The organism is Mesorhizobium sp. M0174, from assembly GCF_040322275.1.
In the GTDB taxonomy this organism is placed as follows: domain Bacteria; phylum Pseudomonadota; class Alphaproteobacteria; order Rhizobiales; family Rhizobiaceae; genus Mesorhizobium.
This window is the reverse complement of sequence record NZ_JAMYTB010000001.1, coordinates 194,713-211,926: the sequence shown is the minus strand read 5'-3', so window position 1 is coordinate 211,926 and position 17,214 is coordinate 194,713. Positions and strand designations below refer to the sequence as shown.

12 protein-coding genes and 1 tRNA gene are annotated in these 17,214 nt (G+C 62.8%); 6 read left to right on the top strand and 7 right to left on the bottom strand.

The window, feature by feature from the left end:
- Nucleotides 1-19: 19 nt before the first annotated feature.
- A complete protein-coding gene (locus tag NKJ13_RS01065; RefSeq protein WP_352736998.1) occupies nt 20-1,267 on the top strand; it encodes an SGNH/GDSL hydrolase family protein in 1,248 nt (415 codons plus the stop codon).
- Nucleotides 1,268-1,303: 36 nt separating this feature from the next.
- On the opposite strand, the gene NKJ13_RS01060 is transcribed toward NKJ13_RS01065, so the two are convergent.
- Complete coding sequence (locus tag NKJ13_RS01060) at nt 1,304-2,758, bottom strand: glutamate synthase subunit beta (protein ID WP_254816922.1); 1,455 nt, start codon at nt 2,756-2,758, stop codon at nt 1,304-1,306.
- A gap of 143 nt (nt 2,759-2,901) precedes the next feature.
- Nucleotides 2,902-7,632 carry a glutamate synthase large subunit gene (gene gltB / locus NKJ13_RS01055; protein ID WP_352776975.1) on the bottom strand — a complete coding sequence of 1,577 codons (4,731 nt, stop codon included), beginning with the start codon at nt 7,630-7,632 and terminating at the stop codon, nt 2,902-2,904.
- Between the two features lie 478 nt (nt 7,633-8,110).
- Here gltB and NKJ13_RS01050 point away from each other — a divergent pair, with 478 nt between their 5' ends.
- Complete coding sequence (locus NKJ13_RS01050; RefSeq protein WP_352737000.1) at nt 8,111-9,163, top strand: threonine aldolase family protein; 1,053 nt, start codon at nt 8,111-8,113, stop codon at nt 9,161-9,163.
- A gap of 90 nt (nt 9,164-9,253) precedes the next feature.
- Here NKJ13_RS01050 and NKJ13_RS01045 read toward each other — a convergent pair whose 3' ends face one another.
- Nucleotides 9,254-9,718, bottom strand: coding sequence for an Hsp20 family protein (locus NKJ13_RS01045; protein ID WP_352478207.1), 465 nt, complete (start codon nt 9,716-9,718; stop codon nt 9,254-9,256).
- Nucleotides 9,719-10,187: 469 nt separating this feature from the next.
- Between NKJ13_RS01045 and NKJ13_RS01040 the strand changes: the two genes are divergently transcribed.
- Nucleotides 10,188-11,159, top strand: coding sequence for an alpha/beta fold hydrolase (locus NKJ13_RS01040; protein ID WP_352776974.1), 972 nt, complete (start codon nt 10,188-10,190; stop codon nt 11,157-11,159).
- Nucleotides 11,160-11,296: 137 nt separating this feature from the next.
- On the top strand, nt 11,297-11,755 hold the full coding sequence (locus NKJ13_RS01035) for a styrene oxide isomerase (protein ID WP_352506347.1): 459 nt from the start codon (nt 11,297-11,299) through the stop codon (nt 11,753-11,755).
- A 147-nt stretch (nt 11,756-11,902) separates the two neighbouring features.
- On the opposite strand, the gene hisN is transcribed toward NKJ13_RS01035, so the two are convergent.
- Both hisN and NKJ13_RS01025 read right to left on the bottom strand, forming a co-directional pair.
- A complete protein-coding gene (gene hisN, locus NKJ13_RS01030) occupies nt 11,903-12,676 on the bottom strand; it encodes a histidinol-phosphatase (protein WP_254816916.1) in 774 nt (257 codons plus the stop codon).
- Between the two features lie 326 nt (nt 12,677-13,002).
- Nucleotides 13,003-13,944, bottom strand: a complete 942-nt coding sequence (locus NKJ13_RS01025) for an N-formylglutamate amidohydrolase (protein WP_254816915.1) — start codon at nt 13,942-13,944, stop codon at nt 13,003-13,005.
- A gap of 153 nt (nt 13,945-14,097) precedes the next feature.
- Between NKJ13_RS01025 and cpdR the strand changes: the two genes are divergently transcribed.
- Both cpdR and NKJ13_RS01015 read left to right on the top strand, forming a co-directional pair.
- Entirely contained in the window at nt 14,098-14,460 is a 363-nt protein-coding gene (gene cpdR, locus NKJ13_RS01020) for a cell cycle two-component system response regulator CpdR (RefSeq protein WP_006199474.1), read from the top strand.
- Between the two features lie 103 nt (nt 14,461-14,563).
- Nucleotides 14,564-14,638 (top strand) — tRNA-Val (locus NKJ13_RS01015).
- Between the two features lie 91 nt (nt 14,639-14,729).
- Here the strand turns inward: NKJ13_RS01015 and fcl are convergent.
- Complete coding sequence (gene fcl / locus NKJ13_RS01010; RefSeq protein ID WP_352737001.1) at nt 14,730-15,692, bottom strand: GDP-L-fucose synthase; 963 nt, start codon at nt 15,690-15,692, stop codon at nt 14,730-14,732.
- A 162-nt stretch (nt 15,693-15,854) separates the two neighbouring features.
- Complete coding sequence (locus tag NKJ13_RS01005; RefSeq protein ID WP_352688018.1) at nt 15,855-17,009, bottom strand: dihydrodipicolinate synthase family protein; 1,155 nt, start codon at nt 17,007-17,009, stop codon at nt 15,855-15,857.
- Between the last annotated feature and the right edge of the window lie 205 nt (nt 17,010-17,214).

Below are 17,214 nucleotides of genomic sequence, written 5' to 3'. Positions count from 1 at the left end.
TACGGGATGGAGAGGGTGATTGGTTTCGGCTGCGGGCATCCGGTTAATCGTTCGTCGCGTGCCGATTCTGGTTCTGGCGATCGCTGTTCTGGCAGTCGGCGCCGCCAGTGCCTTTCATACCTCGGCCATGGCGCAGGAGCCGGAAAGTCGTGGCTGGTCGCTGCGCGACCTGTTGTTTCCGCGCAGAAGCGAGCGGTTTGAGCAGCCGCCGCCCGAATTCCAGAGAGAATTCCAGAGAACAAAGCCTAGGCCCAAGCTGAGAAAGCCCCGGTCAGTTCGCCGGCCGCCGCCGGCCGAGCCGACAAGCCCAGTGGCCGAGAAGGCGCCGGATGCACGCGTCGTTCTGGTGGTCGGCGATTTCATGGCGTCTGGGCTGGCTGAGGGGCTCGACGCCGCCTTTGCCGAAAACACCGGCGTCAGGATCGTCGTCCGTGCCAACGGATCGTCCGGCTTCGTGCGTGACGATGTCTACAACTGGCCAGGACAGATCAAGTCCCTGATCGCTGCCGAAAAACCGGCAGCCGTCGTCGTCATGCTCGGATCCAACGACCGGCAGCAGATGCGCGTCGGCGATGTGCGCGAGCAGCCGCGATCCGAGAACTGGACCAAGGAATACGAGCGCCGGACCGATGCGTTCGGCAAGGCCATCGCCGCAACCAAGGTGCCGTATTTGTGGGTTGGCATGCCGGCCTTCCGGGTCTCGAAAATGACCTCTGACATGCTGGCCTTCAACGATATCTTCCGCTCGTCCGCCGAAAGCCACGGCGGCGAATTCGTCGACGTCTGGGACGGGTTTGTCGACGAGAACGGCGCCTTCATCACCAGCGGACCGGACATCAACGGCCAATCGGTGCGCCTGCGCTCCGACGACGGCATCAACATGTCGAAGGCCGGCAAGCGCAAGCTCGCCTTCTATACCGAAAAGCCGCTGATGAAGATCCTGGGGCTGGCCGCGCCGGGAAGCGTGGTGACGGCTTCTGCCCCGGCCGGCGCTCCCGTCGAGGCGCCGGCACCTGCTGCCGCGCCGATAGCTGTCGATCGCACAGTGCCGATGCTGCTCAGCGATCCGGCGCTGGACGGCGGTTCGGAACTTCTCGGCGCCGCCCCGCCGGCAAAAGCTGACAAGAATTCGCCGGGCGAAAGGCTGATCGTCGAGGGCAAGGCGCCCGACGCCTCACCGGGCCGCGCCGACGATTTCTCCTGGCCACCCAAGACACAGCCTGCGACGGCGGCCGCATCCGATACGACGACGGCGATCCGGCAGTAAAGCTGGCGCCTGTTTCTGTAGAGTTTCGGAACGGGCTCAGCGCGGCAGCACGCTCGATCCCATCAGCGCCTCGTCGATGGCACGCGCCGCCTGGCGGCCCTCGCGGATCGCCCAGACGACCAGCGACTGGCCGCGCCGCACGTCGCCCGCCGCATAGAGCTTTTCGACGCTGGTCCTGTAGTCCCGGTCATTGGCCTCGACATTCTTCGAGCGGCGGCTGTCGGTGACGATCTTCATCTGCCCGTCGAGTTCCGAGACCGGCCCGCGAGCGGCTGGCCCGGCAAAGCCGATGGCGATGAACGCGAGATCGGCGCGGATGACGAATTCCGTGCCCGCGATCGGCTTGCGCTTTTCGTCGACTTCGCAGCATTTTACCCCGGTCAGCTGGCCGTCTTCGCCAATGAATTCAAGCGTCGCCACCTGGAATTCGCGCTCGGCGCCTTCGGCCTGCGAGGATGACGTGCGCATCTTGGTCGCCCAGTAGGGCCAGACCGACAGCTTGTCCTCCTTTTCCGGCGGCTGCGGCCGGATGTCGAGCTGGGTGACGCGCACCGCGCCCTGGCGGAAGGCGGTACCAACGCAGTCGGAGGCGGTGTCGCCGCCGCCGACGACGACGACGTGCTGGCCGCCGGCGACGATCGGGCGCGACGGCCATGCCACCGACTGGATCGGCTCGCCGCCGATACGCTTGTTCTGCTGAACCAGATACGGCATCGCGTCGTGCACGCCGTCGAGATCGTCGCCAGGGATGTTGGCCGGACGCGGTGTTTCGGAACCGCCGCAATAGAGGACCGCGTCATATTCGGCGAGCAGTTCGGCGACCGGCTTGTCGACGCCGACATTGACGCCACAATGGAAGCTGACACCTTCGCCCTGCATCTGCTCGATGCGCCGGTCGATATAATGCTTCTCGATCTTGAAGTCGGGGATACCGTAGCGCATCAGCCCGCCCGGCCGGCTCTCGCGCTCATAGACGTGAACGTCATGGCCGGCGCGGCCGAGTTGCTGGGCAGCCGCCATTCCCGCCGGCCCCGAGCCGATGATCGCGACGCGCTTGCCGGTCTTCCGTTCCGGCGGATAGGGCCGAATATGGCCGGTTTCATAGGCTTTGTCGGCAATCGCCTGCTCGATCGTCTTTATGGCGACCGGAATATCCTCGAGGTTCAGCGTGCAGGCTTCCTCGCAAGGTGCGGGGCAGATGCGGCCGGTAAATTCCGGAAAATTGTTGGTCGAATGCAGGTTGCGGATCGCGTTTTCCCAGTCGCCATTGTAGACGAGGTCGTTCCAGTCCGGGATCTGGTTGTGGATCGGGCAGCCGGTCGGTCCATGGCAATACGGAATGCCGCAATCCATGCAGCGCGCGGCCTGTTTCTCGACCTCCTTGTCCGACATCGGCAGCGTGAACTCACGGAAATGCCGGATGCGGTCGGAAGCCGGCTGGTACTTGTGCACCTGCCGGTCGATCTCGAGAAACCCTGTTACCTTGCCCATAGTCCAGTCCCTGCTGTCCGGAAGGCACGCCTGGCGACGCACCCGTTAACCTCATAAGGCAGCCGTGGCAACCTTCAGTCCGAGGTCAGGATTGTTGATGAAGATGGTTGCCAGGACGCATGGCCTCCCGGCAATTTCCAAATCTATTCCGCCGCCACGTTCATGCGCATCCGCTCCATCTCGATCAGCGCGCGGCGGTATTCGACCGGCATGATCTTCCGGAATTTCGGCCGGAAAGTCGCCCAATCGTCGAGGATTTCGCGACCTCGTACCGAGCCCGTGTAGTGGACGTGGTTGGAGATCAGCTGATAGAGCCGCTCCTCGTCGTGGCTGGTCATATCGCCCGATACGTCGACACGGCCCTTATGGTCGAGATCGCCGCCATGGTGGAGCAGCTTTTCCATAAGGTCGTCCTCTTCCGGAACCGGCTCCAGCTCGACCATCGCCATGTTGCAGCGTTCGGCGAAATCGCCCGCCTCGTCGAGCACATAGGCGACGCCGCCCGACATGCCGGCGGCGAAGTTGCGGCCGGTCTGGCCGATGACGACGACGATACCGCCAGTCATGTATTCGCAACCATGGTCGCCGACCCCTTCAACGACCGCGGCGACACCCGAATTGCGCACAGCAAAACGCTCGCCGGCAACGCCGCAGAAATAGGCCTCGCCCTCGGTTGCGCCGTAGAGCACGGTATTGCCGACAATAATGGACTCGGCAGCAACGATTTTCGTGTTCTCCGGCGGGCGGATGACGATGCGGCCGCCCGACAGACCCTTGCCGACATAGTCATTGGCAGCGCCCACCAGTTCGAACGAAATCCCGCGCGCCAGAAAGGCGCCAAAGGATTGGCCGGCCGTGCCGGTGAGCTTCACCGAGATCGTGTCCTCGCGCAGGCCCTTGTGCTTGAAGCGCTTTGCCACTTCACCCGACAGCATGGCGCCCGTCGAACGGTCGACGTTGCGGATCGGCAGTTCGACGCTGACCGGCTGCCTGGCTTCGAGCGCCGGCTTTGCCAGTTCTATCAGCTTACGGTCGAGCACGTCGTCGATCGGATGCTTCTGCCGCTCGGTCCAGTGCACCGCCGCGTGTGGCGCATCGGGCTTGTAGAACATCTTGCTGAAGTCGAGTCCGCGCGCCTTCCAGTGCTGGATCAGCTCGCGCTTTTCCAGAAGGTCGGTGTCGCCGATGATCTGGTCGAGATGGGTGTAGCCCATCTCGGCAAGCAGCGCCCGCACCTCTTCCGCCACATAGAAGAAGAAGTTGATGACGTGCTCGGGCGTGCCCTTGAAGCGCTTGCGCAGCACCGGATCCTGCGTTGCGACGCCGACCGGGCAGGTGTTGAGATGGCACTTGCGCATCATGATGCAGCCGGCCGCGATCAGTGGCGCGGTCGAGAAGCCGAACTCGTCGGCGCCGAGCAGCGCGCCGATGATGACGTCACGCCCTGTGCGCAGGCCGCCATCGACCTGCAGCGCGACGCGCGACCTGAGGCCGTTGAGCACCAGCGTCTGGTGCGTCTCGGCAAGGCCCATCTCCCACGGGCTGCCGGCATGCTTGAGCGAGGTCAGCGGCGAAGCGCCGGTGCCGCCGTCATAGCCTGATATGGTGATGTGGTCGGCACGCGCCTTGGCGACGCCGGCCGCAACCGTGCCGACGCCGACTTCCGAGACCAGCTTGACCGATACGTCGGCCGCCGGATTGACGTTCTTCAGGTCGTAGATGAGCTGCGCCAGATCCTCGATCGAATAGATGTCATGATGCGGCGGCGGCGAGATCAGGCCGACGCCCGGCGTCGAATGCCTGACCTTGGCTATGGTTGCGTCGACCTTGTGGCCCGGCAGCTGGCCGCCCTCGCCGGGCTTTGCCCCTTGCGCGACCTTGATCTGCATCATGTCGGAATTGACCAGATATTCGGCAGTGACGCCAAAGCGTCCCGAAGCGACCTGCTTGATCGCCGAGCGTTCGGGGTTCTTGCCGCCGCCCGGCAGTGGCAGATAGCGGTCGGCCTCTTCGCCGCCCTCGCCGGTATTCGACTTGCCGCCGATGGCGTTCATGGCGCGCGCCAGCGTCGTATGCGCTTCCCTGGAGATCGAGCCGAAGGACATCGCCCCGGTCGAGAAGCGCTTGACGATATCGGCCGCGGGCATCACCTCGTCGAGTTCGACCTTCTTGCGCCCGGTCTCTTGCGCAAGCTTGATCTTGAACATGCCGCGAATGGTCTGCGCCTGCGCCGTCTCGCTGTCGATCTGGGCGGAATAGTCCTTGAACGTCTCCCACGAGCCCTGGCGCACAGCGTGCTGCAAGGTCGCCACTGCATCGGGCGACCAGATATGGGCCTCGCCGCGCATGCGGAACATGTATTCGCCGCCGACCTCGAGGCTGTTGCGCAGCACCGGGTCGTTGCCGAAGCCGTCGGTGTGGCGGCTGACCGTTTCGGCGGCGATCTCGTCCAGCCCGACGCCTTCGATCAGCGTCGCCGTACCGGTGAAGTACTTGTGCACGAACTCCGACTTCAGCCCGATGGCATCGAAGATCTGCGCGCCGCAATAGGACTGATAGGTCGAGATGCCCATCTTGGACATCACCTTCAGGATGCCCTTGCCGATCGACTTGATGTAGCGGGAGACGACCTCGTAGGCATCGACCTCCGCCGGCAATTCGCCACGCTTGTGCATGTCGAGCAGCGTGTCGAAAGCGAGATAGGGATTGATCGCCTCGGCGCCGTAGCCGGCGAGACAGCAGAAATGATGCACCTCGCGCGGCTCGCCGGATTCCACGACGAGCCCGACCGAGGTGCGCAATCCCTTGCGGATCAAATGATGATGCACGGCCGCCGTTGCCAGCAGCGCCGGAATGGCGATGCGGTCCGGGCCGAGCTGACGGTCCGACAGTATGATGATGTTGTAGCCGCCGGCGACCGCCGCCTCGGCGCGCTCGCATAGCCGGTCTATAGCGCCCTGCATGCCGGCCGCGCCTTCATTCGAAGCATAGGTGATGTCGATCGTCTTGGTGTCGAAACGGTCCTCGGTGTGACCGATGGAGCGGATCTTTTCGAGATCGCCATTGGTCAGGATTGGCTGGCGCACTTCGAGCCGCTTGCGGCGCGAATTGCCGACCAGGTCGAAGATGTTGGGCCGCGGCCCGATAAAGGACACCAGGCTCATCACCAGTTCCTCGCGGATCGGATCGATCGGCGGGTTGGTGACCTGGGCGAAATTCTGCTTGAAATAGGTATAGAGCAGCTTCGATCTGTCCGACATCGCCGAAATCGGCGTGTCGGTGCCCATCGAGCCGACTGCTTCTTGGCCGGTGGTCGCCATCGGCGACATCAGCAGCTTGGTATCTTCCTGGGTGTAGCCGAACGCCTGCTGGCGGTCGAGCAGGCTGACGTCCCTGCGCAGGGCGCGCGGCTCGACCGGCTTCAAATCTTCGAGGATGAGCTGGGTGTTGGCGAGCCAGCTCTTGTAGGGGTGCCTGGTCGCGATCTCCGACTTGATCTCCTCGTCGGAAACGATGCGGCCCTTGTCCAGGTCGATCAGCAGCATGCGGCCGGGCTGCAGCCGCCACTTCTTGACGATCCTTTCCTCCGGCACCGGCAGCACGCCGGCTTCCGAGGCCATGATGACGCGGTCGTCGTCGGTGACGATGTAGCGCGCCGGCCGCAGCCCGTTGCGGTCGAGCGTGGCACCGATCTGGCGGCCGTCGGTGAAGGCAACCGCCGCCGGCCCGTCCCACGGCTCCATCAGGGCTGCGTGATATTCGTAGAAGGCCTTGCGGTCCTGACCCATCAGCTTGTTGCCGGCCCAGGCTTCCGGGATCAGCATCATCATGGCGTGGGCGAGCGAATAGCCGCCCTGCGTCAGGAATTCGAGCGCATTGTCGAAGCAGGCGGTGTCCGACTGCCCTTCGTAGGAGATCGGCCACAGTTTCGAGATGTCGTTGCCGAACAGTTCGGAATCGACCGAAGCTTGGCGCGCCGCCATCCAGTTGACGTTGCCGCGCAGCGTGTTGATCTCGCCATTGTGGGCGACCATTCGGTAGGGATGCGCCAGCTTCCACGACGGGAACGTGTTGGTCGAGAAGCGCTGGTGGACCAGGATCAGCGCCGTCTCGAAACGCGGGTCGGTGAGGTCCTTGTAGTAGGCTCCGACCTGATAGGCCAGGAACATGCCCTTGTAGACGATGGTCCGCGACGACATCGAGACGACATAGAAGCCGTTGTCGACGCCTTTGGTCTCCTCGTGGATACGTCCGGAAATGACCTTGCGCAGGATGTAGAGCCGCCGCTCGTAATCGTCGTCGTTCTCGATCTCGGCGCCGCGGCCCAGGAACACCTGCCGGTGCACCGGCTCGGAAGCGGCGATGTCGGGCGCCTTGGACAGCGACGAATTGTCGACCGGCACGTCGCGAAAGCCGAGCAGCGGCTGGCCCTCGAGTTGCGCCACCTCGGCGATGATGCCTTCGATATGCGCCTGCAGCTCCGGGTCGCGCGGCATGAACACCTGGCCGACGGCATAGTGGCCGGGCTTCGGCAGTTCGACCCCTTGCTTGGCCATCTCCTCGCGGAAGAAGCGGTCCGGCAGTTGCACCAGCACGCCGGCGCCGTCGCCCATCAGCGGATCGGCGCCGACCGCGCCGCGATGCGTCAGGTTTTCGAGCACGGCAAGGCCGTCCTCGACGATCTGGTGCGACTTCACGCCCTTCATGTTGACGATGAAGCCGACGCCGCAGGCATCATGCTCGTTGCGCGGATCGTAGAGGCCGCGCGCGGCATAGCCGGTGTTGGTTCGCCGAATATTGGTCAGGGACGGATTTTTGACGGCTGCCGCTTTCGTCTGCGCGGCCTTCGTCGCAGATGGCGTCATGTCCGTCATCGTCCTGTCCTCCGTTCCGTCCCCTTCGGGCGCTGGTTTCCGTCGGGAAGCGCGTGGCTCCCCTTTCAATCTTGCGGCACGTCTTGCGAAATTCTTGCCGACGGTGCGGCTTTCCGCATCGCTCGCATATGGTATTCGTACAGGCCAGAGTCAGGCTGTCTAGCTGTCGCTCGCGGTAAACGGCCGCAGAGGCGCAATCATATGCCTATGCGGCCAGTTTTGTGCGACAAAATAAGACAGCACTACTGTCCTAAATTTTTATGACAGAAATTTTGGATGCACACAAGACCGATTCACAAAATTCTTGAAGCTTTCGCGACAGAAAATTGCGCGGAAACCCGGTGCCAGCGTAACCTTCCGTCGCTGCATGTACGCTCATGCGTTTCGCTGGCTTTAGCGGATTTTCGGTATCTGCCCCTTGCGGCCGGCATGCGAAAGCGGCCAAGCTCGCACCGATTTCCCCAACATAGGCAGACGCATGATTTTCGCTTCCGACAATTGGGCAGGCGCCCATCCCCGTATCGCTGCCGGCCTCTCGGCCCATGCCGAGGGCTTCTCCACCGCTTATGGCGACGGCGTCCTCGACAAGGCAGTTTACCAGCGCTTCAATGAGATCTTCGAATGCGAAGTCGCGGTGTTTTTCGTCGCCACCGGCACCGCTGCCAATTCGCTGTCGCTGACTACCTATAACAAGCCAGGCGGCATTTCCTTCTGCCATCGCGAATCGCACGTCATCGAGGACGAATGCGGTGCACCGGAATATTTCACCGGCGGTTCGCGGCTTTATACAGTCGAAGGCGCGCTCGGCAAGATCGATGCCGGCAATCTGGAACGGGCGGTGGACCGTTTCGCACCCGAAAACGTCCATTCCGGGCGGCCGGTTGCCGTTTCGATCACTCAGTCGACCGAGGTCGGAACCGTCTACACGCTGAACGAAATCGCCAGGATTTCGGCGATCGCAAAGCAGCATGGACTGCCGCTGCACATGGACGGGGCCCGCTTTGCCAATGCGCTCGTCGCGCTGGAAACGACGCCGGCCGAAATGACCTGGAAGCACGGTATCGACATCCTCTCCTTCGGCGGCACCAAGAATGGCTGTTGGTGCGCCGAGGCGATCGTGCTGTTCGACCTCGAGCGAGCCAAGGAATTGGCCTTTTTGCGCAAGCGCGCGGCCCAGCTGTTCTCGAAATCGCGTTTCATCGCCGCGCAATTCGATGCTTATTTCAGGGGTGGGCTATGGCTCGATACGGCACGGCACGCCAATGCGATGGCGGCACGGCTTGCCGCGGCGATAGAAGATTCCCCTTCCGCCCGGCTGGCCTGGCTGCCGCAGGCGAACGAGGTCTTCGCGGTCATGAAAAAGGCCGAGGCCGAAAGCATGCAAGCGGCAGGCGCGGCCTTCCATGACTGGCACAGGCCGCTCGGCTACGACGGCCACATCGGCGAGGACGAAGCGCTCTACCGCTTCGTCACCAGCTTCGCGACCACGCCCGACGAGGTCGACCGTTTCCGCTACCTGCTCGCCGGATAGCAAGCCTTACCCAGCAAAAAGAGCGGCGCATTGCTGCACCGCCCTTTCTTCCCGGGGAGTTGGCGTCCCCGGAGAACGTAGCTGCCTGGCTTAGGCGGCAGTCTTGGCCTCGATCTGCTTGGCCTTGGCCGGAGCCGAGGTGATCGCGATCTTGCGCGGCTTCAGCTCTTCGGGGATGTTGCGCTTGAGGTCGACGGAGAGCAGCCCGTTCTTCAGCGCGGCGCCGACAACCTCGACGTGATCGGCAAGCTGGAAGCGGCGCTCGAAGGCTCGGCTGGCGATACCGCGATAGAGCAGTTCGGAGCCTTCGCCATTGCCTTCCTCCTTGCGCTCACCCTTGACGGTCAGCACATTGCGGTGAGCTTCGATCGAAATCTCATCTTCCGAGAAGCCGGCCACAGCCATCGAGATGCGATAGGCATCCTCGCCCGTGCGCTCGATGTTGTAAGGCGGATACGTCTGGCCTTCTGGCTGCGCAAGCGAATCGAGCATGGTGAACAACCGGTCGAAACCGACGGTCGAACGGTAGAGCGGGGAAAAATCAACGTGACGCATGATGTGTTCTCCTGTTGAGCAACAAGGTTGCGTATGGCCGGTGCGAAACCCGTAGCAGCGTTTCGGATGGGCCAGCGGCCCCGACATTGGCGACCGCATGACAAATTTGGGAAGCGGACGACGGCATTTCAAGATTTCCCGCGTCCAAACGGGACCGGTCGCGGCCGACGTCCCGATGCCGATGAACGGCAGATGAACCGTGGCTTCGGCGAGCGTTCAGCCAGGCGGCATTAAAACTGTTCTCGAGATAACGAACAGGTCGCGAAAAAGGCGACACGACGAGGCCGAACCGGGTGCAACGTCCCTTCCTCCCGGGTCGACAGAGGCCGGAAGTACGCCCAAGGCTGCTTCCGGCCTTATTTCTTCGCTGCCTGTCGACCTCCCCGGCATCCCGAATTCCTTTGCTTTTGGCGCATGGGCGTTTATGCCTGACTTGCGCCCGTCGGCACCGACACCAGCCAAACACCGTATGACCGATCTTTTCCACCAGACCCCCGTCTTCCACGAAACTCCGGACAATCCGCTGCCGGAAAACGCAGCCGGTGGCTTCTTCACCACGCGCGACGGCAAGAAGATCCGCTATGGGCTGTTTGCCGCTGTTGCCCGCCCCATGAAGGGCACCGTGGTCGTCCTGACCGGCCGCAACGAGTGCATCGAGAAGTATTTCGAGACCATTCGCAACCTTGCCGACCGGGGCTTTGGCGTGGCAACCCTCGACTGGCGCGGTCAGGGCGCTTCCGACCGGATGATCGGCCGACAGCGCGGCCACGTCCAGAGCTTCTTCGACTATACCGGTGATCTGGAGCAGTTCTTCGAAGAGATCGTGCTGCCCGATTGCCGAGGGCCCTACTACATACTGGCCCATTCGGCTGGCGCGGTGATTGCGCTGCTTGCCGCGCCCTCAATGGCGAACCGCGTGCGCCGCATGGTGCTGATCGCACCGTTCTTCACAGTGCCCGACCTGCCGGTTTCGGTAAAAACCGTTCGCCGCATCTGTTCGCTGTTCTGCCTTCTCGGCCTCGGCCGGCTCTATGCCGCATGGGGGCCGCGGCCGAAGGAATCGGTGGCCTTCGCCATGAACAAGCTGACCAGCGACCCGGCGCGCTATCGACGCAATACGCTGATCTACGAAACCTATCCGCAGCTGGCGCTCGGCGGACCGACGATCCGCTGGCTGAAGGCGGCCACGGAGGCATCCTTGATCGTCAGCGACCCGGATTTCATGGCCAAGATCCAGGTGCCCTTGCTGATGATCGCCGCCGGCGCCGACCAAGTCGTCTCGACCAGGGCAGTCGAAGCCTATGCGAGACGTCTGCGCGTCGGCTCGCTAGTGATGATCGACGGCGCCCGCCATGAGATCCTCCAGGAAGCCGACCTCTATCGCGAGCAGTTGCTTGCGGCATTCGATGCCTTCATCCCCGGAACCGGCGACGCTGTTTGACCGCTTCGCGGCGCCCGCCGACAAGGCCCGCACGGGTCGCTTGTCCGGCGCAGCGTGCCCCCTCATTCCCGTTCAGGCATCGAGCGCTAGCTTGCTGCCAAAGAGGTTGGAGGCCATTCGCCGGGAGAAAAACGACCATGAACGCATCGAACACGCTGTTACGTCAGGGGCATCGGCTACTGCAGATTGGCGTCGCGCTGCTGCTGTTTTCGTCATTCGAAGGGTTTGCAATACCGTATCTCGCCGCACCGCGGCTCGGACTGTCCGCGCACACGCTCAGCGCCCTGGAGGGCGTTCTCTTGCTGGCGCTAGGCCTCACATGGTCTAGGCTCAATCTCGGCGCGGCGACGTCGCGGATTGCATTCTGGCTGCTGATCTATTCGGCTTTGGCGATCTTGGCCGCCTACGTGATCGCCAGCGCCTGGGCGGCCGGCAACGAGACTATGCCGTTAGCGGCCGGAGCCTTCCACGGAAGTGCCCTTCAGGAAGCAGTGATCAAAGGTGTGGCGTATTCGTCCGCGCCGACCGGCCTCATCTCTTTCGTGCTCATTTTGTGGGGCCTGCGTCTCTCGGACGCTTGGCCTGCCGATAGCTAATGCATGTCGCGCAAAAGTGCGCAGCGGTTGTGCGATAACGACATACAAAAATGCGAGCGCGCCCCATTCAAACGCGACGCACTTTGGAACTGTACCGCGGTTTCCGTCGGATTTGCGCAAAACCAGACGCGTGGGTGCACCGGATGCCTAGCCGCGCAGCGCCGCCATCGCCGCCGCGTGCAGTTCCGGTGTCGCCGCCGCCAGGATGTCGCCGCCGTTTTCCGCCGGCCCGCCTTCGAAGGTGGTGACAACGCCGCCTGCCTTCTCGATGATCGGGATCAGCGCGACGATGTCGTAAGGTTTCAATCCGGGATCGGCAACGATATCGACGCTGCCCGCCGCCACCATGGCGAAGGCATAGCAGTCGGTGCCGTAACGGGCGAGCTGGACCTGTTGCTCGAACAGGTCGTAGCGCAGGCGCGCGTCTCCCTTGAACAGCGCCGGCGTGGTAGTGAACAGCGTCGCCTCGGCGAGATTCGTCGTCTTGCGCGTCGCGAGTTTTCGCGGGCCACCCGGACCTTCATAATGCGAGCCGGAGGCATTGGCGTAGAACAGCTCGCCGGTGAAGGGCTGCGACATCATGCCGGCGACGGCATCGCCGTCGACCGTCAGCCCGACCAGTGTTCCCCATACCGGCAGGCCGGAGATGAAGGCGCGTGTTCCATCGATCGGATCGATCACCCAGACATGCCGGCTGGAGATGTTTTCGCTGCCATGCTCCTCGCCGAGGATGCCGTGATCGGGGTATTGCGCGTTGATCAGCGCCCGGATGGCCCGCTCGGCCTCGCGGTCGGCCTCGGTGACGGGGTCGAAGCTGCCGCGCTCCTTGTTGGTGACCGCGCCCTGATTGCGGAAGCGCGGCAAGGTCTCGGCTGCGGCGGCATGCGCAACGCGCCGCATGAACTCGATGCTGACGTCCAACTGATTCTCCCGCTCCAGCATGTTTGAGATGCCCGTTAGCCCTCGGTTTTATGCCGAAACAAGGGCGTTCGGAGCCTTTCGCTGGACGCTAACTGTTGCTCGAATGCAACGCAATCATCGTGGAAATGCAATTTCCACTTCACAGTGAATTAAAAAACCCGGAACGCGCCTTGACATTTGTGCAGCGCACAATACGTTTGTTCTCGGACAGGGTTCCTGTCCATGCCCTCCTTGGGCGTTTCCTCCCTAGACTTCGACCGTGTCGTGCAAACGATGCGGTCTTTTTTTGTGCCGCCGCATGAGCGGCGAGTGCCGCGATTCCGGCGCTATTCTGCGGCCAGAGGCAGATCCATGAAATTGTGATCGGGCATCGCCATCAGTTCGGCTGAAAACCGCGCCAGATCGTCCGCCAGGGCGTCGAAACCAGATGATCTCTGGAACGTCCGCTCATTCATGTAGAGCCCCCGATTGACCTCGATCTGCAGCGCATGCAGATGGCGCACTGGGCGGCCATAGTGCTCCGTGATGAAGCCTCCGGCATAGGGCTTGTTGTGGGCGACGCTGTAGCCCATGCCGGTGAGCAGGCCGATCGCGGTTTCGGTCAACGCCGCCGCGGCCGAGATGCCGAAACGGTCGCCGACGATGAAATCCGGCCGCAATCCGCTGTCGCCGACCCTTATGCTTGCCGGCATCGAGTGGCAGTCAATCAGCACGGCATAGCCGAAGCGCGCATGGGTTCTGGTCAAGAGCCGTTTCAGCGTCTCGTGATAGGGCTTGTAGACCGCTTCGATGCGCGCCACGGCTTCCGCCAGCGGCAAGCGGCCGGAATAGATGTCGAGCCCCTCGCCTACAAGCTTGGGCACGGTGCCGAGTCCGCCGGCCACCCGCGCTGAGCGGATGTTGCAGAATGACGGCACCGGTTCGGCGAACATGCGCGGGTCGAGTTCCCACGGCTCCCGGTTGACGTCGAGATAGGCACGCGGGAAGTTTGCCGCCAGCATCGGCGCCCCTAGCGCGACGGCACCGCCGAACAATTCCTCGACATAGCAGTCCTCGGAGCGACGGATCGCGTTGCGGTCCAGCTTGGCCATCGCCATGAACCGGTCCGGATAGTAGCGGCCGCTATGCGGCGAGTTGAAGAGGAAGGGAACGCGCTGTTCGGCGCCCGATCGGATTTCGAAGGGTGGAACGACCGAAAAATCCTCGGCTGCCGTTTTCAATTTGAACGAACCCGGGAATACCAATGCATCATGATAGGAAAGTGCCACCTCGCCGCTCGCATGTCCAGCCGCCGAAGCGCCAGCCAAATCAGGATTGTGCGCCCAACGTTCACTTGATGTTTACCGTCACCTCCTCATATACAGCATGGTTAACGGGCTTGCCGCACGGCATTGTCGGTTGGGTGATTCGGACGGGACAAGATGGCACGCATTCTGCTGGCGGAAGACGACGACGACATGCGCCGGTTCCTCGTCAAGGCGCTGGAGCGCGCCGGTTATCAGGTCAGCGATTTCGACAATGGCGCCAGTGCCTATGAGCGGCTGCGCGAGGAGCCTTTTTCGCTGCTTTTGACCGACATCGTCATGCCCGAGATGGATGGCATCGAGCTCGCCCGTCGCGCCACCGAGATCGATCCTGACCTCAAGGTGATGTTCATCACCGGCTTCGCCGCCGTCGCCCTGAACCCTGACTCCAAGGCGCCGAAAGACGCCAAGGTGCTATCGAAGCCGTTCCACCTGCGCGACCTCGTCAACGAAGTCGAAAAGATGCTGCAGGCCGCCTGACGCGCTTTTGTCGCGTCTTGACCGACGCCGCAAGCCAGCCATTCTTTCCCCTTTCCCGCTATTGACGTGCCGAACCAAAAATGGTGTATGCGCGGCTTCGGATGGGCGTGTAGCTCAGCGGGAGAGCACTGCATTGACATTGCAGGGGTCACAGGTTCAATCCCTGTCACGCCCACCATCCAGACAATCCCTCGATTGGCCGTCGGTATTTTCATCGGCTGTCGTTCTCAGCCTCATCCAATCCTGATGCCGAGCTCGCCAATTCAGCTTCAGGCCGCGCCGAGGCGGAGATCGCCGGTCTCGACGTGCTGGAGAAACCACGAATAGGTCTGTTCCAATCCGCTGCGCAGCGAGTAGCGCGGGCGCCAGCCGGTGGCGAACAGACGCGATACGTCCATCAGCTTGCGCGGCGTGCCGTCCGGCTTCGTCGCATCGAATGTTATTGCGGCATCGGCGCCGGCGACCGACACGATGGTGCGGGCAAGGTCGGCAATGGTGATGTCTTCCCCCGAGCCGACATTGATGTGGCTGTCGCCCGAATAATTCTTCAGCAGCCAGACCAGCGCGTCAGCGGCGTCGTCGACATGCAGGAATTCACGCATAGGCGTGCCTGATCCCCACACCTCCAGGCTCTTGCGCCCGGCGCGCCTGGCCTCGTGCGCCTTGCGCATCAGAGCGGGCACGACATGGCTGGAATTGAGGTCGAAATTGTCGCCCGGACCGTAGAGATTGGTCGGCATCGCCGAGATGTAGTCGACGCCGTACTGGCGCCGATAGGCCTGACACAGTTTCAGCCCGGCGATCTTGGCGATCGCATACCATTCGTTGGTGGGCTCGAGCGGCCCGGTCAGCAAGGCGTCCTCGGAGATCGGCTGCGCCGCGAATTTGGGATAGATGCAGGATGAACCGAGAAACAGCAGCTTCTGCACCTCGTTGCGGAAGGCGCTGTCGATGACATTGTTCTGCATGACGAGATTGTCCTGCAGAAAATCGACCGGAAGCCTGTTGTTGGCCAGGATACCGCCAACCTTGGCCGCCGCCATCACCACTGCATCCGGCTTGCGGTCGGCCATCCAGTGCCGCACGCCGGACTGGTCGAGAAGATCGAGCTCGGCGCGCGAGGCGGTCAGGAGCTCGCAATCCTCGTCGGCCAATCGGCGCAGGATGGCCGAGCCGACCATGCCGCGATGTCCGGCCACGAAAACGCGCTTGCCCTGAAGGTCGAAGGTCATCAGCTTACCCCAATGCAGAACGGCAGCTATGCCAGTTGGCCGGCGGAGCGCCGGATCGGCTTCTCTGTTGCCGGACGCATACCGCATACAGATTTGCCCAGACAAGGCAAATCGCAAAGCCACGCGAAGCAACCTTTGGATCGGACGCTGTAGCGCTCGCGATCAGACGCCCGCTACCGCGCAGAGGCTTGTCATTCTGGCAATGGCAAGCTTGGGGTCGGCCAGCAACCCTGCCTGGTCGGCAAGGCGAAAGACATCGGAATAGTGGCGGATGCCGCGCGCCGATTGCATGCCGCCGATCATCGAAAAATGCTCCTGGTGGCCGTTCAGCCATGCCATGAAGACGATGCCGGCCTTGTAATATTCGGTCGGCACCTCGAAGATTTTGCGCGACAGCGGCACTGTCGGGGCCATCAGCGCGTCATAGCCGGCGCGGTCGCCGGCGGCCAGCTTTGCCAGCGCTGCATTGGCGACCGGCGCGATCGCATCGAAGATGCCGAGCAGCGCGTGCGAATGTCTGTCGCCGTCGCCGGCGATCAGCTCGGGGTAATTGAAGTCGTCGCCGGTGAACATCACCACGCCCTCGGGCAGCCGGTCCCTGAGGGCAATCTCCTTGCCGGCATCGAGCAGCGAGATCTTTATGCCCTCGACCTTGCCGGCATGGCGTTCGATGATCGCGATCACCGTCTCCAGCGCGGTTTCGAAATCGCTGCTGCCCCAGTAGCCTTTCAGCGTCGGGTCGAACATGTCGCCCAGCCAGTGCAGGATGACCTTGCCGGACGCCTGGGACAGGATGCGGTCGTAGACGCCGACATAATCGTCGGGGCCTTTGGCGATCGCCGCCAGCGTGCGGCTGGCCATCATGATCGCCTTGCCGCCAAGCCCTTCGATGAAGCCGAGCTGTTCTTCATAGGCCGCGATGACATCGTCGAGCGTGCTGGCGGCCCCCGGCGCCAGATGGTCGGTGCCGGCGCCCGACGCAAGATCGGCGCCGTCGACGCTGCGCGCCTCAGCGATCGAGCGGCGGATCAATTCCCTGGCGTTTGCCCAATCGAAACCCATACTGCGCTGCGAGGTGTCCATCGCTTCGGCGACACGGAAGCCAAGCCGCCAAAGGTGACGGCGAAACGCCATCGTCTTCTCCCAGTCGACCGCGGGCCTCGACCACGGATCGGTCATGGCGAGGGGATCGGCAACGACATGGGCGGCGGCGTAGGCGATGCGCGAGAACCGCGCGCCGGCCACAGGCTGCACCGGCTGGCCGACAAGCCTGTAGCGGATACGGCCGCCGCCTTCCCCGGGCAAGGTGATGTCCATGGCTCTCTCCCTTGCCCGCGCCTATTAAATGGAACGTTCCAATAAATCAAGATATTTTGACCGCCTGCCTCGTGCAGCTCAAAATTGCTGCATCGCAGCAGGCGAAAGCCATGCCTGCCAGAGGATTGCGCCCACTGAGCCGCATTTTTCTCGGGTTCGCAAAAACACGATTGACTCAAATGCCTCGCAGAGATTAGATCGTTCC